General features: G+C 29.8%; 17 protein-coding genes and 1 tRNA gene. 6 read left to right on the forward strand and 12 right to left on the reverse strand.

The features are described from left to right. Window positions 1–505: 505 nt before the first annotated feature. The 6 genes from ACEQT4_RS08475 (at window position 506) to ACEQT4_RS08500 (ending at window position 4,906) form a co-directional block, all read left to right on the forward strand. Entirely contained in the window at window positions 506–1,270 is a 765-nt protein-coding gene (locus tag ACEQT4_RS08475; protein ID WP_372521214.1) for a hypothetical protein, read from the forward strand. 149 nt (window positions 1,271–1,419) lie between these two features. Then, a complete protein-coding gene (locus ACEQT4_RS08480; RefSeq protein WP_370226991.1) occupies window positions 1,420–2,004 on the forward strand; it encodes a hypothetical protein in 585 nt (194 codons plus the stop codon). A gap of 151 nt (window positions 2,005–2,155) precedes the next feature. Continuing rightward, complete coding sequence (locus tag ACEQT4_RS08485) at window positions 2,156–2,665, forward strand: hypothetical protein (RefSeq protein WP_278006648.1); 510 nt, start codon at window positions 2,156–2,158, stop codon at window positions 2,663–2,665. A 5-nt stretch (window positions 2,666–2,670) separates the two neighbouring features. Beyond that, a complete protein-coding gene (locus ACEQT4_RS08490; RefSeq protein WP_278006647.1) occupies window positions 2,671–2,994 on the forward strand; it encodes an HNH endonuclease in 324 nt (107 codons plus the stop codon). A gap of 146 nt (window positions 2,995–3,140) precedes the next feature. Continuing rightward, complete coding sequence (locus ACEQT4_RS08495) at window positions 3,141–3,848, forward strand: hypothetical protein (protein ID WP_370226993.1); 708 nt, start codon at window positions 3,141–3,143, stop codon at window positions 3,846–3,848. Window positions 3,849–4,024: 176 nt separating this feature from the next. After that, window positions 4,025–4,906, forward strand: coding sequence for a DUF4238 domain-containing protein (locus tag ACEQT4_RS08500; protein WP_370226994.1), 882 nt, complete (start codon window positions 4,025–4,027; stop codon window positions 4,904–4,906). 505 nt (window positions 4,907–5,411) lie between these two features. Here ACEQT4_RS08500 and ACEQT4_RS08505 read toward each other — a convergent pair. The 12 genes from ACEQT4_RS08505 to ACEQT4_RS08560 all read right to left on the reverse strand — a co-directional run bounded on the left by ACEQT4_RS08505 (window position 5,412) and on the right by ACEQT4_RS08560 (window position 17,481). Then, window positions 5,412–6,278, reverse strand: a complete 867-nt coding sequence (locus ACEQT4_RS08505; protein ID WP_370226995.1) for a DUF6371 domain-containing protein — start codon at window positions 6,276–6,278, stop codon at window positions 5,412–5,414. Between the two features lie 65 nt (window positions 6,279–6,343). Further along, the gene (locus tag ACEQT4_RS08510; protein ID WP_027880554.1) at window positions 6,344–6,541 is read right to left on the reverse strand and encodes a hypothetical protein; all 198 of its coding nucleotides are present in this window, start codon (window positions 6,539–6,541) and stop codon (window positions 6,344–6,346) included. 4 nt (window positions 6,542–6,545) lie between these two features. Further along, entirely contained in the window at window positions 6,546–7,580 is a 1,035-nt protein-coding gene (locus tag ACEQT4_RS08515) for an AAA family ATPase (RefSeq protein WP_370226997.1), read from the reverse strand. Continuing rightward, window positions 7,573–7,797, reverse strand: a complete 225-nt coding sequence (locus ACEQT4_RS08520) for a ribbon-helix-helix protein, CopG family (protein ID WP_370226998.1) — start codon at window positions 7,795–7,797, stop codon at window positions 7,573–7,575. The genes ACEQT4_RS08515 and ACEQT4_RS08520 overlap by 8 nt, the downstream gene beginning before the upstream one ends. A gap of 191 nt (window positions 7,798–7,988) precedes the next feature. Beyond that, window positions 7,989–8,966, reverse strand: a complete 978-nt coding sequence (locus tag ACEQT4_RS08525; protein WP_370226999.1) for a hypothetical protein — start codon at window positions 8,964–8,966, stop codon at window positions 7,989–7,991. Window positions 8,967–8,969: 3 nt separating this feature from the next. Further along, window positions 8,970–10,325, reverse strand: coding sequence for a tyrosine-type recombinase/integrase (locus tag ACEQT4_RS08530; protein ID WP_370227001.1), 1,356 nt, complete (start codon window positions 10,323–10,325; stop codon window positions 8,970–8,972). Window positions 10,326–10,381: 56 nt separating this feature from the next. Then, window positions 10,382–10,454 (reverse strand) — tRNA-Met (locus tag ACEQT4_RS08535). Between the two features lie 121 nt (window positions 10,455–10,575). Further along, window positions 10,576–10,758 carry a CPXCG motif-containing cysteine-rich protein gene (locus ACEQT4_RS08540; protein WP_027880549.1) on the reverse strand — a complete coding sequence of 61 codons (183 nt, stop codon included), beginning with the start codon at window positions 10,756–10,758 and terminating at the stop codon, window positions 10,576–10,578. Between the two features lie 64 nt (window positions 10,759–10,822). Continuing rightward, complete coding sequence (locus ACEQT4_RS08545) at window positions 10,823–11,635, reverse strand: Two component regulator three Y domain protein (protein ID WP_370227002.1); 813 nt, start codon at window positions 11,633–11,635, stop codon at window positions 10,823–10,825. A 194-nt stretch (window positions 11,636–11,829) separates the two neighbouring features. Next, the gene (locus tag ACEQT4_RS08550; RefSeq protein WP_370227003.1) at window positions 11,830–13,155 is read right to left on the reverse strand and encodes a TolC family protein; all 1,326 of its coding nucleotides are present in this window, start codon (window positions 13,153–13,155) and stop codon (window positions 11,830–11,832) included. Continuing rightward, the gene (locus tag ACEQT4_RS08555; protein WP_370227004.1) at window positions 13,142–16,342 is read right to left on the reverse strand and encodes an efflux RND transporter permease subunit; all 3,201 of its coding nucleotides are present in this window, start codon (window positions 16,340–16,342) and stop codon (window positions 13,142–13,144) included. Before ACEQT4_RS08555 ends, ACEQT4_RS08550 begins: the two co-directional genes overlap by 14 nt. Then, window positions 16,342–17,481 carry an efflux RND transporter periplasmic adaptor subunit gene (locus ACEQT4_RS08560; protein WP_370227006.1) on the reverse strand — a complete coding sequence of 380 codons (1,140 nt, stop codon included), beginning with the start codon at window positions 17,479–17,481 and terminating at the stop codon, window positions 16,342–16,344. The genes ACEQT4_RS08555 and ACEQT4_RS08560 overlap by 1 nt, the downstream gene beginning before the upstream one ends. Between the last annotated feature and the right edge of the window lie 6 nt (window positions 17,482–17,487).

Raw genomic sequence — 17,487 nt, forward strand, 5'->3', positions numbered from 1 at the left:
TCGTCTGATTTTTGCAATACATTATCTGACATTAATAAATCGATAAATAAAAACTGTAGGTAACACCGGCTATAATCCATTGCGGCTGAAATTCCTATCGGAATTTCATTGCAATTTACTATCTTTCGGCTACGGCGGAAAGAATCCTGCGGATTTTTCCGCAACGTATCATAGCCAAACACGTTGGGCATAATTTGAAAGAATGATAGAAGTTCACATATTACATTTCATTTTAGGAGTAATTCTATTTTTCATAATAAATTGGATTGGAAAACATTCCTATTCCGTTGGTTATATGGAAATATCTATGTTTCTGAAAGTCGAAGAAGCACCAGCTTTTAATTTTCTATTCCGTATAATAAGTCCAATTGTTTACCTGTTTGTTGTCTCGGCTATTCTGTACAAGATTGGATTGGACAAATATGTACTGAACGCTTATTTCATTTCAATCTATTACATAGTTTTTCGATTAGTTTTCAACTTATTTACTAATCGTGGACTTTTAATGAATTGGTATCGACAAACTCTTTATTGGATTTCTATTGTCTCAATATCATATTTTGCTTACACTGAAATTATTTACAAGAAAGAAAATATCCTGCCTGATTTTGAGACAATTTCAAATGAACTATGGATTATTATTTTAATTTTCATATTCCACACGTTAAATCAAATTAGAATTTCATCCGACAACACAATAAAACGAAAAGAGAATTACTTACGAAACAGACTTAATCACTTTAGAAGTAAGTACTCTACATTGGTCAATGAGAAAATAGAAAACGATAAGTTAAAACAAATCGCCTATGCCATAATGATTTACGAAGATTTCAACAGACCGAAAGTCGCACGCTTTATAGAAAACTTGAAATTCAAAGTAACGGGAAAGAAACACTCTCTTGGGCTAATGCAAGTCCAGACCAAAAAGTTCATTAATGACTATAAGAGTGTTGAACTTGGATTAAAAAAATTGAATAAAAGCTATAAAAAGGCTTTGAAAAAAGTACTTAAAGAAAGGGAGATGGAAGAAGGAGAAGAACATCAAAAACAATTTTACAGAGACCAAATTGCATATATGAATGAGATAACTATTCAAAATGAAATAATATCCAAATATAATGGAGGTCATAGTTATAATAATGAAGTATCAAGGCTTGTAGAATTAATATCTGAAAAAAAACTAATCAAAATTCAGTCATATTTATATCCAAATTATAGTGGAAGAAGAATAACATACCCTTATGGAGAAGCTGAATACGAAGAAGAATAAAAACTATGCCCAACAATGGCTATAATTCATTGTGGTTTTGTGCCACACCAAAGTAAAAGTATAAATCAAATGGCTGGATTTCGGCGGAATAATCCTACGGATGATTCCACAACGAAATCATAGCCTAGACCGTTGGCAACAATAAAAAAATGAGAATACTAAAACTGACTTTCTTCCTTCTATTAATAGTTTCTTGTAAAGAAAATAAACAAGAATCTAAACCTGAATTTAAAACGGAAAGTGTAGAATCGAATTCCATAACTGAAGAAGAGTTGATGAAAGCTAAAATGGACTCGATTTACAAACTTTACAAAAAAGGAGAAGTAGAAAAATATGACTGGGATTTAGCTTTTCAAAAAGCCGAGAATTACCGAAAAGTGTCTGAATCCTACTCTGACAAAACAAAAGTTCCGAGTGATTTCCTTGAATTCAGTCAAAAGTTCATTTCCGATACTAATTTTCAAAAGACTCATATTGACTTTGACAATTTAATTGCAGTAGTTGGAGCTTGTGAAGAAACTTATGTTTTAACAAAAGATAATTGGGTATATGATGATTGGAACTTTATTAACGAAATTGGAGTTGATAAAGAATGGAAAAACACATTCAATTATTCTGACAACAAATTTTACTTTGAATACACATTAAAAGAAGTAGGAACTCTAACAATGCTTGGATTTGAAAAAATAAATGGAAAATGGAATTTAACTTTATACATTCAAAATGACTGTTAAATTACTGTTGCCAACATAGTATAAATTCAATTGCGGCTGAATTTCCTGCGGAAATTCATTGCAATTTTCTATCTTTCACTCTCAATCGGAAAATCGTTACCGATTTTCCGCAACTGAAATTTATACGCTAACGTTGTGCATAATTTGACCGATGAAACTAATTGAACATAGAAGAATAATAAATAAGAATCCTCAAGCTTACGAAACGGATTTAGAATCTGAACGATTAGTTAAATCAATCATTAATCATATTCGTAATGATTTTTCAAATATCAGATTTGACCAACAGAAAAGAGAAATTTTAAGAGAAATAGTAATTCTACTTTTTGAGGCACAAGAGCATAGACCTTTTTTTCACGTAGAAGGAACTGAATTACCTCTTTGTTGGAATAGACCTTCAGATTGGAATATTGATTATATAAAATATGAATGGGGACATTTACTTTCACAAAATCAAATGCCTGAAAAAAGTAGTTCAATTGAAAATATTGGACTTTACTCAGCAAGATGTAACCAACACATTCAAAGTAGTATGAATATACAAGAGCTTATGGTTTATGGCGGACTGTTAGCTCAAAGAATATCTAATGTTTTGACAAATAGAAGAATATTATTTGCTTCTGAGAAATGGAAGAAGTTAATAAATAGTCTTTATGAATAATAAATATGGCTAATAAATGGGGAATTCCAATTGAAGTGGAAAACTTTGTGTTATCAAGAGATAAATCTTGCGTGTATTGTGGAATCACTTTTACGAAAGACGACAAATCTAGAAAAACAAAACAATCGTGGGAACATATAGTTAATGACATTAGAATAAATGGAGTTGACAATATTGCGCTTTGTTGTATGTCTTGTAATGCAAGTAAAGGTGCTAAGTTATTAGAAGTATGGCTTGAAAGTAAATATTGTAAAAACAAAGGAATTACAAAAGATACAGTTGCTTTGGTTGTTAAAGAAGCAATTAAAAATAAACCTGAACTGAAATAAAAAACTATGCACAACAATGTATAAAATTAATTGCTTGGTAATAGCCTACTTACGAAAATCCTCGCGGATTTTCTATTCGGTTTTTATTTGCTAAATTAGTTGTTTAAACCACGCAACTAATCTTATACGAGAACGTTGTACACCATTTGAAAAAAGCAATCTACATAGCATTTATATTAGGATTTTTACTGTCTTGTAATAAGAAAACTAAACCTGAAAAAACGGAAAATAAACTGACTGAAATCCCTACTTGGAAAGCTGACTTGGATACAATTTTAGAAAAGAAAAATCCGAAAAACCTAGACCTTTCCAAACATCAGTTGTTTATCGACACAAGTCGAAATTCAGAAACGTTTAAAAGACTGATTAACTGGAAACCAAACCGAATGGATAATGACGCAATTTCATATCAAGAAAAAGAAATTGCAAAAAAACATAAACCAATAAAAATTGACCTAAAAGAATTCCCAAGACATTGGATAAGCTTAAAAAAACTCAACAATGAATTTGTGGTTTATGAACCTTGCGATGGAAACACAACCGCTTTTGAAATAAATGAAAGTTCAGTTCTATTCTTCTACCAATTGGAACCTGATGTTGACTTGATCCATGATTTAAGAAAAATGACGAAAAATGAAATATCATTAAAATTAAGAACTGTTCCACAAAAAGTGAAAACTGAAGAAACTGAACTGACCATAAAACCGACTGAATTTGAAAATGTCTATTTGCTAAATTATAGTTTTGGCAAATGGTATGTGACACCAACGGAAAAAGTTTCAGAGTTTGATATTGTAGTTAATCATTGTCCGAAAATGAAACGGATGGAATTTACCAGATTTGATAAAAATTAAATAAATGAAAAACGGTGTACAACAAGGTGTATAATTAATTGCGGCTGAATTTCCTCACCAGAAATTCAATCTTATTAATTATCTTTCCGCAACAACGGAAAACGACTCGCGTCCTTTTCCCGCAAAAAATCATACACAAAACCGTTGGCAGTAATAATCCTTGAAAACAAACGAATTTGAATATTACAAAAAGACATCATTACATTCCTGAATTTTGGATAAAAGGATTCGTTGGTGAAGATGGTTTCATTTCAGTTTATAATAAAGAAAAAGGTGAATTAGAAAAAAAACGAAAAAGTCCAAAACAAATATTCTTTGAATGGAATAGAAATTCTTTCTACATTAATGAAGAAAAAAATGATTTTATTGAAAAAGCATATCAATTAGGAGAAACAAAATTCTCTAAAACCTATAATAAAATAATTGAAAAACAAGGACAAATAGAACTAAGTCCATATGAAATACTTCATCTTATGTATTTTATTTCAGAAATACATTGGAGAGTTCCAAGTCAAGATGATAATGCAAATGAATATATAAATAAAATGGTAATGGGGAAATCAATTCTTCAAGCAAAAGATAAAATTACAGGTAAGAATATAACAAAAGAAAAATTTAAAAAATTAAAAGACGAACCTTTTTTTATAAAAACTTCTAAAGTTATAAGAGGAATGGAAGAATTTATGCAAATGAGCAAAAACTGCAAATTGGAAAATTGGAGGTTATTTTACATACCTGAAAATAAACCTCAATTAGGTTTGCTATCAGATAATCCTTTAATTATAAGAAATAATAAAAGTTCGAATATTTTAGAATCTGAATTAATCCTTTCAATCTCAAAAGGAAAAACTATTTATCATACAAAAGGAAAAATATTAAAGGAAATACCACCCGAAAACAGAATTGATATTGATGTATTAGGATTTATTCAAGCTAAAAAAATGGTTTGTGGGTCAAATCCGAAATATTTAGAAGATATTGCTAATCACGCTAAACTTTACAATACAGAGAACCGAATTAAATATTTGAAAGAAAGAGTATTCGAAATATTTGAATAAAAAATACTACTGCCAACAATGTATAAAATTAATTGCTTGGTACTAGCCTACTTACGAAAATCCTCGCGGATTTTCTATTCGGTTTTTATTTGCTAAATTAGGTGCTTAAACCACGCAACTAATCTTATACGAAACCGTTAGCTTTAATACTGTTGCAAGTTTGCGGTAAAAAAAGCCTGGTTTATTTTTCGATTTTTTTTAGAATTTTAAGGTAGATAAATCAGAAAAACGGTGTGCGGAATTTTGAAAATTTTCGGAATTATCAACCAAACGTGGAATGAAAAAAAACAGTGGAATTGTGCACTCAAACCTGAATTAAAAAACGATCGGAATTTGAGCAAATTTGCGGAATGAATTAAACGTAGAAATTAAAGAAACCTGATTAAAAAGCTGTCCGAAAAAATTTCTATTTTAGCTGTCATAATTGATATAATGAAATCTATACATTTGTATTACCCTTTAGTCAATACAGGTTAACTAGTTATCTTTTTTTACAAATGACAATTTAAGCTGTTCTTGTCATTAAATAATCAGCTAAATCATAACCATTATCTACTGTTAGGTTTTCTAACAAATTACTACATCTAATCCTATATCCTTTTTTAATTAACTCTTCAGCTCTTTTATTCCAGCTATTAAATTCACTTTTATCGGGGTAAGCAATAATGTTATAATTTTTAATAGGTTTTAAAAGCTCTTCTTTAAAGCCAGACTTGCTACCTGTAGCTAACCATAAATTAGATGGAATAATAATGCTCATTATTATTGCCGTTTTTTCAGATTCAACAACACAAAGTGTATTACTTGTGTCATAATCACATAAATTATGTAAACCAAATAAACATTGTTGTAATACAAACTGGTTTAATTTAAGTTTTTTATGCACCCATGATATGTGATTGTATGGTTGTTTTACACGATCACCTGTATTACAATCGTATAACATGATTTTTCCTGCTTTTATATTAACATTCTGGTCTATCTGCCAAAATACTGTTGCTCCTGCCCAATGATTAGAAGTACCAATAAAGTATTTTTTAATTACTTGTTTTACATCTATTGGAGCGAAGTGTTTTAGTAGATATGATACAAAATGATTGTTTTTATAATTGCAACCAAACTTTTTTATTAAAAAATTTTTGTGATACGATGGTTTAACCTGTTTTGTATTACAATCATACTTTTGTGTTACAATTTGATTAGATTCTGGTTTTTTAAAGTAACCACATTTGGTTTCTCGGTCACATCTCCCATCTATTGTATTTAAATAATTACCAGTTAATGTATCTACAAATCTCACGAATGTCTTTTTATTGCAATTTGGGCAAACATACTTTTTACTTGTTTTATCAAGTTGATATTTATATTTCATATTTTAAATATAATTCGTACTGCTCGTACCTTTTATTTAGTACGAATGGTACGAGTATTAATTGACTACTTTTTATTAAAATGATTTTGTATTATGAACTTTATAGCATCATCTACCGTAAAATCAGGTAGTTTTTTTCTTGTTTTTGTTATAGTAGAAGTACTTTCTTTAACTTCTGGCAAATTACCTAGCATTTTATATAGCTTTTTTAGCTCTTTATCAGAAAGCGCTTTAGCAATATTATATACGTCGGTAGCTTGCATTAAACTATAGGTTTAGTTTTTTACGACGTTTTCTAACTGCACCTTCACTAATCCCTAACTCTACCCCTATTTTCACATTACTTAAACCCTCATCAATTAATTGAGCCATTTTATTGTCTCTATCTCCAAGACTACCTGATTCTGTTGCTTTTAAATGACAAGCTTCTTCATCAAAATCAATAAAATTAAATGTTAGAAAATTGTGGTTTTTCTCTATACTACAAACAACCACATTACTAGAGTGATATAATTGTTCTGTATTACGTTGTTTTATTTGCTTTAAGTATCTATAATTATGACTTTGAGAACTTTCTCCAATTGCAAATGAACTATCACAAAAATTCATCAACATTTTACTTCCTGCTAAATCATTTTTAGTTAATGGTTTTGAATTATCACGCTTTGGTGTATGAGAAAGAACCAATATTGAAATTGACGTACTCTTAGTAAGCTTTTTTAAAAGCTTCATTAAATGTAAAGCGTACTTTGCTTTCTCATTGTCATTATTTAAGTATGTAAGATTATCTATTATTAAGACTTCAACATTGTTGTGATACACTGTTTGTTCTAACGTATCACAAATGTAATCTTCAATTGTATTACATCCTTTAGGAAGCGTTAAATCAGAATTTAATTCTGCACGCAAAAAATTATCACTAAAGGCATAGTGTTTTGTATAGTCAATAGAATATCTATTTTCTAATTGTTTGTCAGACAATTCGAAATCAAGATATAATACTTTTTTAGGTTGTGCTTCTAGTTTAAAACCGTAAATAGGTTTTCCTTTACTCAAACTATCTGCTATTTGGACCGCTAAAATGGATTTACCTAAATTTGTATCTGCGAACAAAATACAAAGTTCATTTTCATACCAAAACTCGCTAAAAAGCATATTTGGTATTGGACGTTTCATTGCTTCTTCTATCCAGCTTTTTGTCTTTTTTATAATAAGACAACCTTGAGTAGCTTCTGTAAGTTTTAATTTACTTTCGTTAAGCTGAATATCATCAGCAATCTTTTTGATTGCTGACTTATTCATAATTTTCAGTATTATAATTAATACTTCTGAAATTGACTTGACTTAAATCAATCTCTATTACCCTTTCTGTTTGAGCCTCAATAAGACCTTGTTCTCTTAGATGTTGAATAATAATTTCTCTAACAACATCTGAGATAGAGCTTCCTTCTTCTTCTGCTAAAAATTCAAGTTGTTCTTTAACATCATACGTTACTCTAAAATTAACTGTTGTTTTCATGTATACTTTATTTAATTAAACATTTATTAGTTAAATGCTTATTAAAAAGTATTAATCATGAAGCACTAGCTAATAAGATTTAACTAGTTGCAAATTGTGAAACATTTTCACTTGAAAAAAGGAAATTAATTGGGGAATTATTGGGTAAACATAGTTGTATTTAGGGTGTATTTTAAGCTTTTTGGGACATTTTAGATTTTTGACATTCTAGAGTTAAAATTTTCCCACTCATTTTTTAATTTTTCAGTTCTTTTTAAATGTGCTTCAGTTTCAGAACTTGGATCCTTTACTAATCCGATGTTTAACTCAAAAAAGTCATTAATTATTTGTGTAAACAACTTGGTACTTGGCATTTTCAATTTAATTTTTCTTTTAAAAAAATAAAATAAAGAAATAATAAATGCTCTATCAACATTCTCTCGATTTTCTATTTGATTTTCAATAAATATCAATTGCTCTAATGATTCAAATTTTCCTTTAAATTTCTCATGTATAAGTATTGCTTTTTTGTTCTCGCTATTATATTCAACCGATTCAAACTGAAATTTATCGTTTAAATAGATTAATATTTGGCTACCAATTTCAAAGTCAATAATTTCTTGAAGCCATCCATTAGTATTAAAAAAATCAACATCAAAAAAATCTGTATCTCCTATCAAATATTGCAAAACATTGTCTTTTTGATGTCTTAATCTATCAATATACTTATTATTTTTCTCCTTATCTAGTAGTTTAAACCTGTTTCCTACTCGCATCTCACCATGAACATCTTTTTCTAAGGAAATAAATCTTACATCAACAATCATCTCGAAAATTCTAATGAAATCACTTAAAGCAAATTCTTTAGCTTTCTTTTTTTCTAAAAGGTTAGTTTTTAAGTCAAAATCCCTTTTATATTGAAAAACTTCACCATCAATAAAACAAGAATAATGTTGTAATAAAAAAGATAAATAATCACTTGCTACATCCTTACTATAACTATATTTATTAGTAATTCCTTTAAATTTATTTTTAAATAACAGCCTAGATAACCCTGTATTAATTGAAGCTTCAATAACTTTTGATTCACTAAATATTATAAGATTATGTTCTTTTAATACATCGATTTTAGAGTTATCATCTAAAGTTTTTAATTGAGCCTCATCTAAGCATCCTAAATATTTAAGCATAATCTATTCTAAAAGGTTTGAATAATCTTCAGGTAGAATTGCATCTATGTCTCTTAAATATTTATCTAAAGCGCTCATTGTTGCGTGACCTGTTATTATCATTAGTTTACTTTTTGCCTCGTTTGGTGTTAAGTTTTCAGCTAATTCTCTGTACATCTTTGTTATGTACGTATGCCTAAAACTATATAAGCCGTAATCTTTTCCTAAACCAAAATGATCCTTTACTTTTTTAAATCTCTTGGTAAAATAATCTCGTCTATTAGATTCGTCTGTTTCCCAAGTACCGCCAATTTCATTAGGTGTAAAAAGCAATAATTCTGAGTTTTTCTTTTTTAACCCTGTCAATTCCTTTGCCATTATATCTGGTATAATTTTAACCTTAACAGGTTTATTCTTTGCCCTAACATACAACTTATTGTCTAATAAATCCAAATCTCCTATTTTCAATCGACATACCTCTATGGGTCTTAAAGTATTATATGATATAAACTTGACAAATAAATCTAAAATTGGATCTTCTGATTTAAGATACTCTAAAATCTTACTAAGCTGACTCGGTTTATAAGTTTTATTTCTTTCTGGAATAGCTTTAAGTACATTAATCTTTTTGATAAAATTGTCTTGTATAATATCATTATCAACTAAAACTTGATAAAAAGAAGATATATCTACACGTGCATTATTCCTATTTCGTGGACTTGTTCTTTCTAATACGCTATTAAGGTATTTTATTACATCCTTTTTGGTTACAGTTGTAATACAATCTTGTAACACAAAACCATTATCTAACAACCATTTATTAAATCTATTTATACGACTTTTAAACTTTGGATATGAATTTTGGTTTAAAATCTTTTTTTTGGTCTTCAATACAAGCGCAAGTGCATCTTCAATACTTAAAATAATTTCTTTTTGTTCAGTACTACTATTAACAAAAACTGTTTCTTTGACAATATTATTTTTTGTTTTAGTGCTAGGTTTTTTATCTAACTTCTGTTTAATATACTCTTCTAGTGATACATTTTTGTCATACGGACTAAAGCCGTCTTGTAATACAATCTCCAAGCCTTCTTTAAGCATTTTAAGTACATAATACCTGCTTTTTTTATCCTTATATTGGTTTGCACCACCTTTTATATTAGTTTGTCTTACAAGTTTTCCTGTCTTTGGATTTCTATATGAATAATATACGTACCAAAACTTAGACAAGGCCTCTTTTTGTTCTTTTTTAGTCAACTTGGACCATTGATGTATATCTACACCTCCTGTATAAATTTTAGGTTTAGAATAGTTTAGTTTCATTGGTAAATCGTGTACTGAATCGTGTACTCTTTGTAAAAGTAAGAAAATACTAGACATAAAAAAAACGGTTTGTGAGGACACAAACCGTTGATTTTATTAGTCTAAAGACTTAGTAGCGGGAACAGGACTCGAACCTGTGACCTTCGGGTTATGAGCCCGACGAGCTGCCTACTGCTCTATCCCGCGATATGTATGTTGAAATGCTTTTCTTAGCTTTTAACTTGTCGGTTCATAATGCCGACCAAAACATTTCGGACTGCAAATATACAACCCTTTTTACATATAACAAGGATATTTTAAAAAAAAATTACTGATCGATACTAATAGCTTCAAAATTAATTAGTTCTGCTTCTTCAAACACTGGTGTTATTTGTATTGGATTACAACATACTTCGCAATCTTCTACATAAGTTTGATTACTAACACTAGTATCTAGTAGCATAGATATTGTTTCCCAACAGTAAGGACATGTAAAAAAGTGTTCTAACATAGTTCTATAATATAAAAAAAGTCAACCAATTGGTTGACTTTAATTTACAAACTTTATTTTAATTCTAATCTTTATCAACAACCGTTTGGTCTTCTAAAAATAAAGATACTTTTTTTGGATTATTATTAACTACTGTGATGTAATCATTATTTAAGTTGTTGTCGCTAACCATAACTAAAGATAGATTATTTAATTGCGATAACTGAAATGGTAATACTCCTGTTAAATTGTTGTTTGACAATACTAATTCTTCTAATTTAGATAGTTCTGCAATTGTTTCAGGTATATCTCCTTCTAATTGGTTATCTATTAAACTTAATATTTTTAATTGTTTTAAGTTATTGATTGAATAAGGTATTGTACCTTGTAAATAATTACTACCTAACTCTAAGCTTTCTAACTCTTTTAAATTTGTAATTGTTTCTGGTATTTGTCCTGTAAACTTGTTACTGTAAAGAGCAACAACTTCTAAATTCTTTAAATCTCCTATCCAAGATGGAATATTTCCTTCTAATTGATTTAAGAATAACTCTAAATTTTCTAAAGATTTTAGGTTTGATATAGTATTTGGTAATGTTCCGTTAATTTTATTGAAACCTAAATTAATTGATTTTAAGTGAATTAAATTTCCTATTTCTGAAGGTAATTGACCTTTTAAATTATTGAAAGAAAGATTTAACCCAACTACTTTAGAATCTTGAATAGTTACACCATGCCAAGTGTTTATTGGCGCTTCTAAATCCCAAGTTGTATTCCAACTAGCTCCGTTTGTACTGTTATAAAGTGCTACTAAAGCTTCTTTTTCTGAATTTGAAACTTCTGCAAAAGATAACATTGTAGTTAAAAAGAAAACGATGGTTAATTTTAAGTGTTTCATGGTGAATTATAGATTTGGTTTCTAATTTCATATTAAAACTAACTTAAAAGGAGGTGAATGACAAATTCTTTCGATTAAATGCATGAAATTTTAACATTCATTTCGGAAAAAGACGCATTTCATCGGATATTTACTTGAAGCTAAACACTATATTCTACGTTTATCGACTAAAAACACTGTTAAACAGCATTTTACTAAAATTCAACATTTAGTAATTCGCCACTAATTTGAAGTAATTGTAATTCGGCTAATTTTGCGGCATATTTAGCTTGATTTCTGCTTAATTCTGTATTTAATAAATTAAGTTGTGCTTGTCTAAATTCGATAGAATTAACTTGTCCTATTTTAAATTTTTCTTGTGTACGATCAAAGTTATTTTGGGCAGTGATGATGTTTTTTTCTTGGATATTATATATCTCCAATTTATTCATATAATCGTCCCAAGCATTATCAAAATCTCTTTGGATTGATAATAAAATATTTTCTTTTTGAAGTTGCTGTGTTTCTAAATTTACTTTTGCATTTCTTACACGCGTTATAGTTGCTCCGCCATCAAATAAATTCCAGCTTAAATTAAGTCCGCCAGACAACCCAGTGTTTGTAGATACAGTTACAAAAGAAGCTGCGTTGTTATTGTTTTTATTCCAACCATAACTACCTGTTAATCCTAAGGTTGGCAAATATGCAGATTTACCTGATTTAATATCTAACTGACTAATAGCTATATTTTTTTCTGTTTGAAGTAAAGCTACATTACGCTGTTTTGCCTTTTCAAATAGGCTATCTTTTTTAAACTGAAGTAAAAAATCAACTTCTGTTTCTACGTTAAAATCTTCGGTAAACGTTTCGCCTAAAACCAGCTTTAAATCTCGTTTTGCTATTTTTAAATCTTGTTTTGTGTTTATGATATTAATACTATCTGTATTTATATCTACTTCTGCATTAAGTACTTCTAGTTTAGTATTTTGTCCGTAATCAAATTGATATTCTGCTCTAACTAACCTATCTTTTGTTACTAAAAGTGTTTGATCTAAAGTTTCTAAATTTTCTGAGAGTTGAGCCACATTGTAATACACAGAAAACAACTGTACAATTGTATTCTCAATAGTTTCTCTTGCTTGCAATTCACTTAATTGATACTGTTCTTTTAGCCGCTTGTAATTATAATGCCTTCCTAAACCATCAAAAATGGTATAATTTAAACTTACACCTGCATTATACCTGTTACTTTCTGCTCCGTTTAAAACGGTTGAATTTCCGTTAGAAAATTCTGCTTCTGTATTATCTAAATTATAAGTTGCTCCAGCAGTACCTGTTACTGTCGGTAAATATCCAGAGTTTAAAACACTTGTGTTATTTTCGGCAACTTGAACATTATTATTGGCAATCTTTATATCGTAATTATTATCTAAAGCTAATTTTACTGCTTCCTCTTTAGTCAACATTTGTTGTGCATTCAAATTATTGATGCAAAACATAATAGAAATGCTTATTAAAAATGCAAAATTACTCTTCTTCATCTGTTTCATGTTTTTCTATTATTGCACGTTCTACTTCTTCTTTGGTTACATTATTACCTGTTGCTAACCATTTCCCTTTTTGTTTAATTGTATTGCTAAACGATAAAAATAGAGGCAGTACTAGTAATGTTAATATTGTGGCATAACCAATACCATAAGAAATTGAAATTGCCATAGGCTTTAAAAATTGCGCTTGCCTACTTTTTTCTAAAAGTAAAGGTGCTAAACCAGCAATAGTCGTTAAAGAGGTTAAGAATATGGCTCTAAAACGTGATTTACCAGCTTCAGATAATGCGATTTCAAATGGCATTCCTTCTTTTAAATTACTATTAAATTTACCAATCAAGACCAAACCGTCATTAACCATAATTCCTATTAAAGCGATAATCCCTAAAAGCGATAAAATATTTACAGGAAAACCAGAGATCCAATGTCCCCAAGCTACTGCTGTTAAACTAAAAGGTATTAAAAGCAATAGCAATAATGGTTGAGAATAACTTCTAAAAGTGAAAGCTATTGTAATGTAAATTAGCAGTAATATAGGTATTCCTGCTGCTTTTAAAGATCTTCCTAGTTTACTAAACTCTCTATTTTGACCTTCAAAAGAAGCATTAATTGTTGGATATTTTGACTGTAAATTTGGTATAAAACTATCTTTTATATCATCCAAAATATCATTTGGACTTGTACTAGGATCTTTTAAATCTGCATAGACTTGTATTTCGCGCTTTCCTTCTAAATGGTTAATTGCCACGTCACCACGAACAATATCATATTCTGCAATGTCTTTTAAAGTAACACGCTCGCCGGTTGGTGTTACAATACGCATAGCGTCTAGATCATTGATTGAGCTTCTGTTGTTTTTATCGTAACGTACCCAAACTCTAATCTCGTCTTGTCCACGTTGAAAACGTTGTGCTTGCGCACCAAAAAACCCAGCTCTTACCTGAGACATTACTGTTCTTAAATCTAGACCAAGTAAATAGGCGTTATCTTTAAGTTGTAGTCTGATTTCTTTAATTCCTGCAGGATCATTATCTCCTATATCTTTAAGTAAAGGATTAGATTCTAAATACTTTTTAAGCTCTTGTTTTGATGCTTTGAGCTCTTCAATATTATTACTCAATAATGATACTGAAACTGGACTACCGCCAAAATTTCCTCCAGAACCATAAATTAGTCGTTCTGTTCCTATTACAGGTCCAACTAATTCTTCTAACCTATTAGTTACTAAAAAAGATTGAATTTCGTCAGGACGTTCTTCACCTGGTAATAAATTAATTCTTAAAGTTGCGCTAGAGCTACTACTAATATTAACTATTGTGTTTTCGAACAATTGCTTACCTGTACCTTTTAAATATTTTTCTGTAAGCTCTTGATTAACAATAAACGACTTTTCTTCTATCATAGAAATGATAGAATCTGTAATCTTTACGTTAGTTCCTGCTGGCATTACCAACTCGATATTTGCAGAGTCACTTGCTATTCTTGGGAAGAATGATGTTTTTATAATTCCGCCACCAATAGATCCAAAAGTAATCACTAATAAAGACACAAAAATACCTAATGACAACACCTTATAACTTAATACAAACTTTAAAACTGGTGTATATACTTTATCCCTTAAGTATGCCATAAAGTTATCTCCTGCTTTATTAATACCTCGCATTACAGCAAAAAAACCTTTAGATTGTTTAGCGTGTAGCTCTTCCTTTTTTATTCTTAATGCTTTAGAATGTGCTAAATGAGCAGGTAGGATTATTAATGCTTCTACTAAAGAAACTACTAGCGTGAGAATAACAATAACGGATACTTCGCTAAAAAATTCGCCAATACGACTTTCTAAAAAGAAGAATAATGAAAACGCTAAAAGTGTTGTTGCTATTGCTGAAACTACTGGCGGAATCACTTCTAGCGTTCCATCTATTGCTGCTTGGATAGGTTTTTTTCCTTTTTCGTAATGTTGATAGATGTTTTCGGCAATTACAATACCATCATCTACCAAAATACCAATTACGATAATCATCCCAAAGAGAGACAATACATTTATGGTTACATCAAACTGACCTGCAAAAGCAAACATCCCAAAAAACGAAATTGGTAACCCAAAAGCTACCCAAAGTGCTAATCTTGTATTTAAGAAAACAGATAAAAATACTAGCACTAAAATCATACCTACAACTGCATTTTCTACTAGTAATTCTGTACGTTGATTTAATGTAATTGATAAATCTCTAATAACATTCAATCTAACGTTATCATACTTTTGATTATAATCTTCTATGTAGGCTTTTACTTTATCTGCTGAAGAAATTAAATCTTCATTATTAGTACTTGTAATTGTTACATTAACTGCTAAATCTTGATTAAAATACGTTGCATTTGGTGTTTCTGAAAAACGATCTCTTATTATTGCTACATCTTTTAATCTAATAACTTTACCATCTGCAGATGCTCTAACAACGATATTAGACAGTTCTTTACCGTAATACTCACGGTTATTAGCTCTAATTAAATATTCTTCGGCTTCTGTTTTTACGTTTCCACCAGTGACTAAAATATTGGCGTTACTAACCGCTTGAGCGACTTCGTTAAAAGTTAAATTATAGGCTAATAAATCAAGCTCGTTTACTGCTATTTCAATTTCTTCTTCAGGAAAACCGGAGATTTCAATTTGCGATATACCTTCTAATGCACGTAGATCGGTTTCTACTTGACGCGCTAATTGTTTTAAAGTAACTAATGGCACGTTGTTTCCGCTTAAAGCGAAAGAAATAGTTTCTCTTACCGCTTCTTGTTTAGAAACCACCAAAGGTTCCATTCCTGTGGGGAAAGACGGTACTCTATCTACTGCATTTTTAACTTCTAAAAGCATAAAGTCAAGACTTTCGCCTTTTTCAATTTCAACAGTAATTGATCCGCTATTTTCTCTAGATACCGAAGTCACACGGTCTACACCTTTTAAGCCTTTTAAATTATCTTCAATTTGAAGTACAATACCTTCTTCTATTTCTTGTGGTGATGCACCTGGATAAGTAATAGCTACATTGATAATTTTGGATTCGGTTAACGGGAAAAATGACGATTTTAATGATAAAATACCAAGTATACCAAATACAATAAAGGCTATAATAAAAATGTTTACTGCAACGTGATACCTTATAAAATATTCAATTATCTTTTTCATTATTTAATTGAATCTTTAGTTGTTGCTGTAGTACTACTTGATGATTTTACACGCATACCTGCATAAGCACTAGGTACTGGTTTACGTAATATGATTGTACCATTTGGCACGTCTTTTAAAATTACTTTTGTTTCGGAAAAATGCACTGGTTTTGCAGGCATCACATCTAACAAACTATCTTTAACTACATAAATTTCTTGACTATCTAAAAGCAAGTTTCTGTCTATTTCTATAGCATTGTCTACTTTCTCTGCATCTAAATTTGCTTCTAGATACATGCCTTCTTTTAAATCTGGATGTTTTACTTCTATAAACACAGTTATGGTTTGTGTAGTCGCATCAATATTACCATTTACACGAGACACTGTTCCTGTATAGTTTTCAGTTTTTTCTAAGTTAGAAAGACTAACGTTTTCACCTTCTTTTAAAACACTTGCAAAAGATTTACTTACTGCAACTTCCATCTCGTAAACAGAAGGATTAATAAACTCCCCTAATTTTTGTCCATTACGTACCAAGGTACCTTCGGTTACTAAAGCTTCGGTTAAAATTCCTGAAAACGGTGCAGTAATGCGATATTTTGCTAACCGTTGCTCTAAGTTTTTAACGTTGTAATAGGCACTAACAATACCTCTTCCGGTGATGAAATAATTTTCTTTTTCATTTGAAATTTCTGGAAGTTTTGGTGTTGTTTTGTTTAAATCAAAACCATTTAAATACGATTGCCACTTTGGGAAAACATTTGGAAAATCTAAACGTAAATCTGGCATAATTGCAGCTATGCTATTATATAAATTACTTTTTGCAGATTGTACGCTAGCATAATATTCTGAGGCATCAATACGAATTAAAGTTTCTCCTCGGTTATACTTTTGTCCTGGTTTAAATAACTTGTTGCCTGTTTTAAAAATACCTTGCACTTCTGAGTACAACTCAACTCTTTGCTTAGCTGTTAAGTTACCGTTGGCTTGAATAACAATAGGAACAGTAGTATTTTTAACGGTATCTGTTAATACAGTTTTTACCACTTTAGGCACTACTGGTTTTGGCTTGTTCTTATTATTTACTAGTGTTTTTGCTCCAAAATAAGCTACTGCAATTAAAGCTAAACCAAGTATGCTAAGTATAATTTTACGCATGGTTAG

The sequence above is a fragment of the Mesoflavibacter sp. genome (assembly GCF_964226795.1).
In the GTDB taxonomy this organism is placed as follows: domain Bacteria; phylum Bacteroidota; class Bacteroidia; order Flavobacteriales; family Flavobacteriaceae; genus Mesoflavibacter; species Mesoflavibacter zeaxanthinifaciens.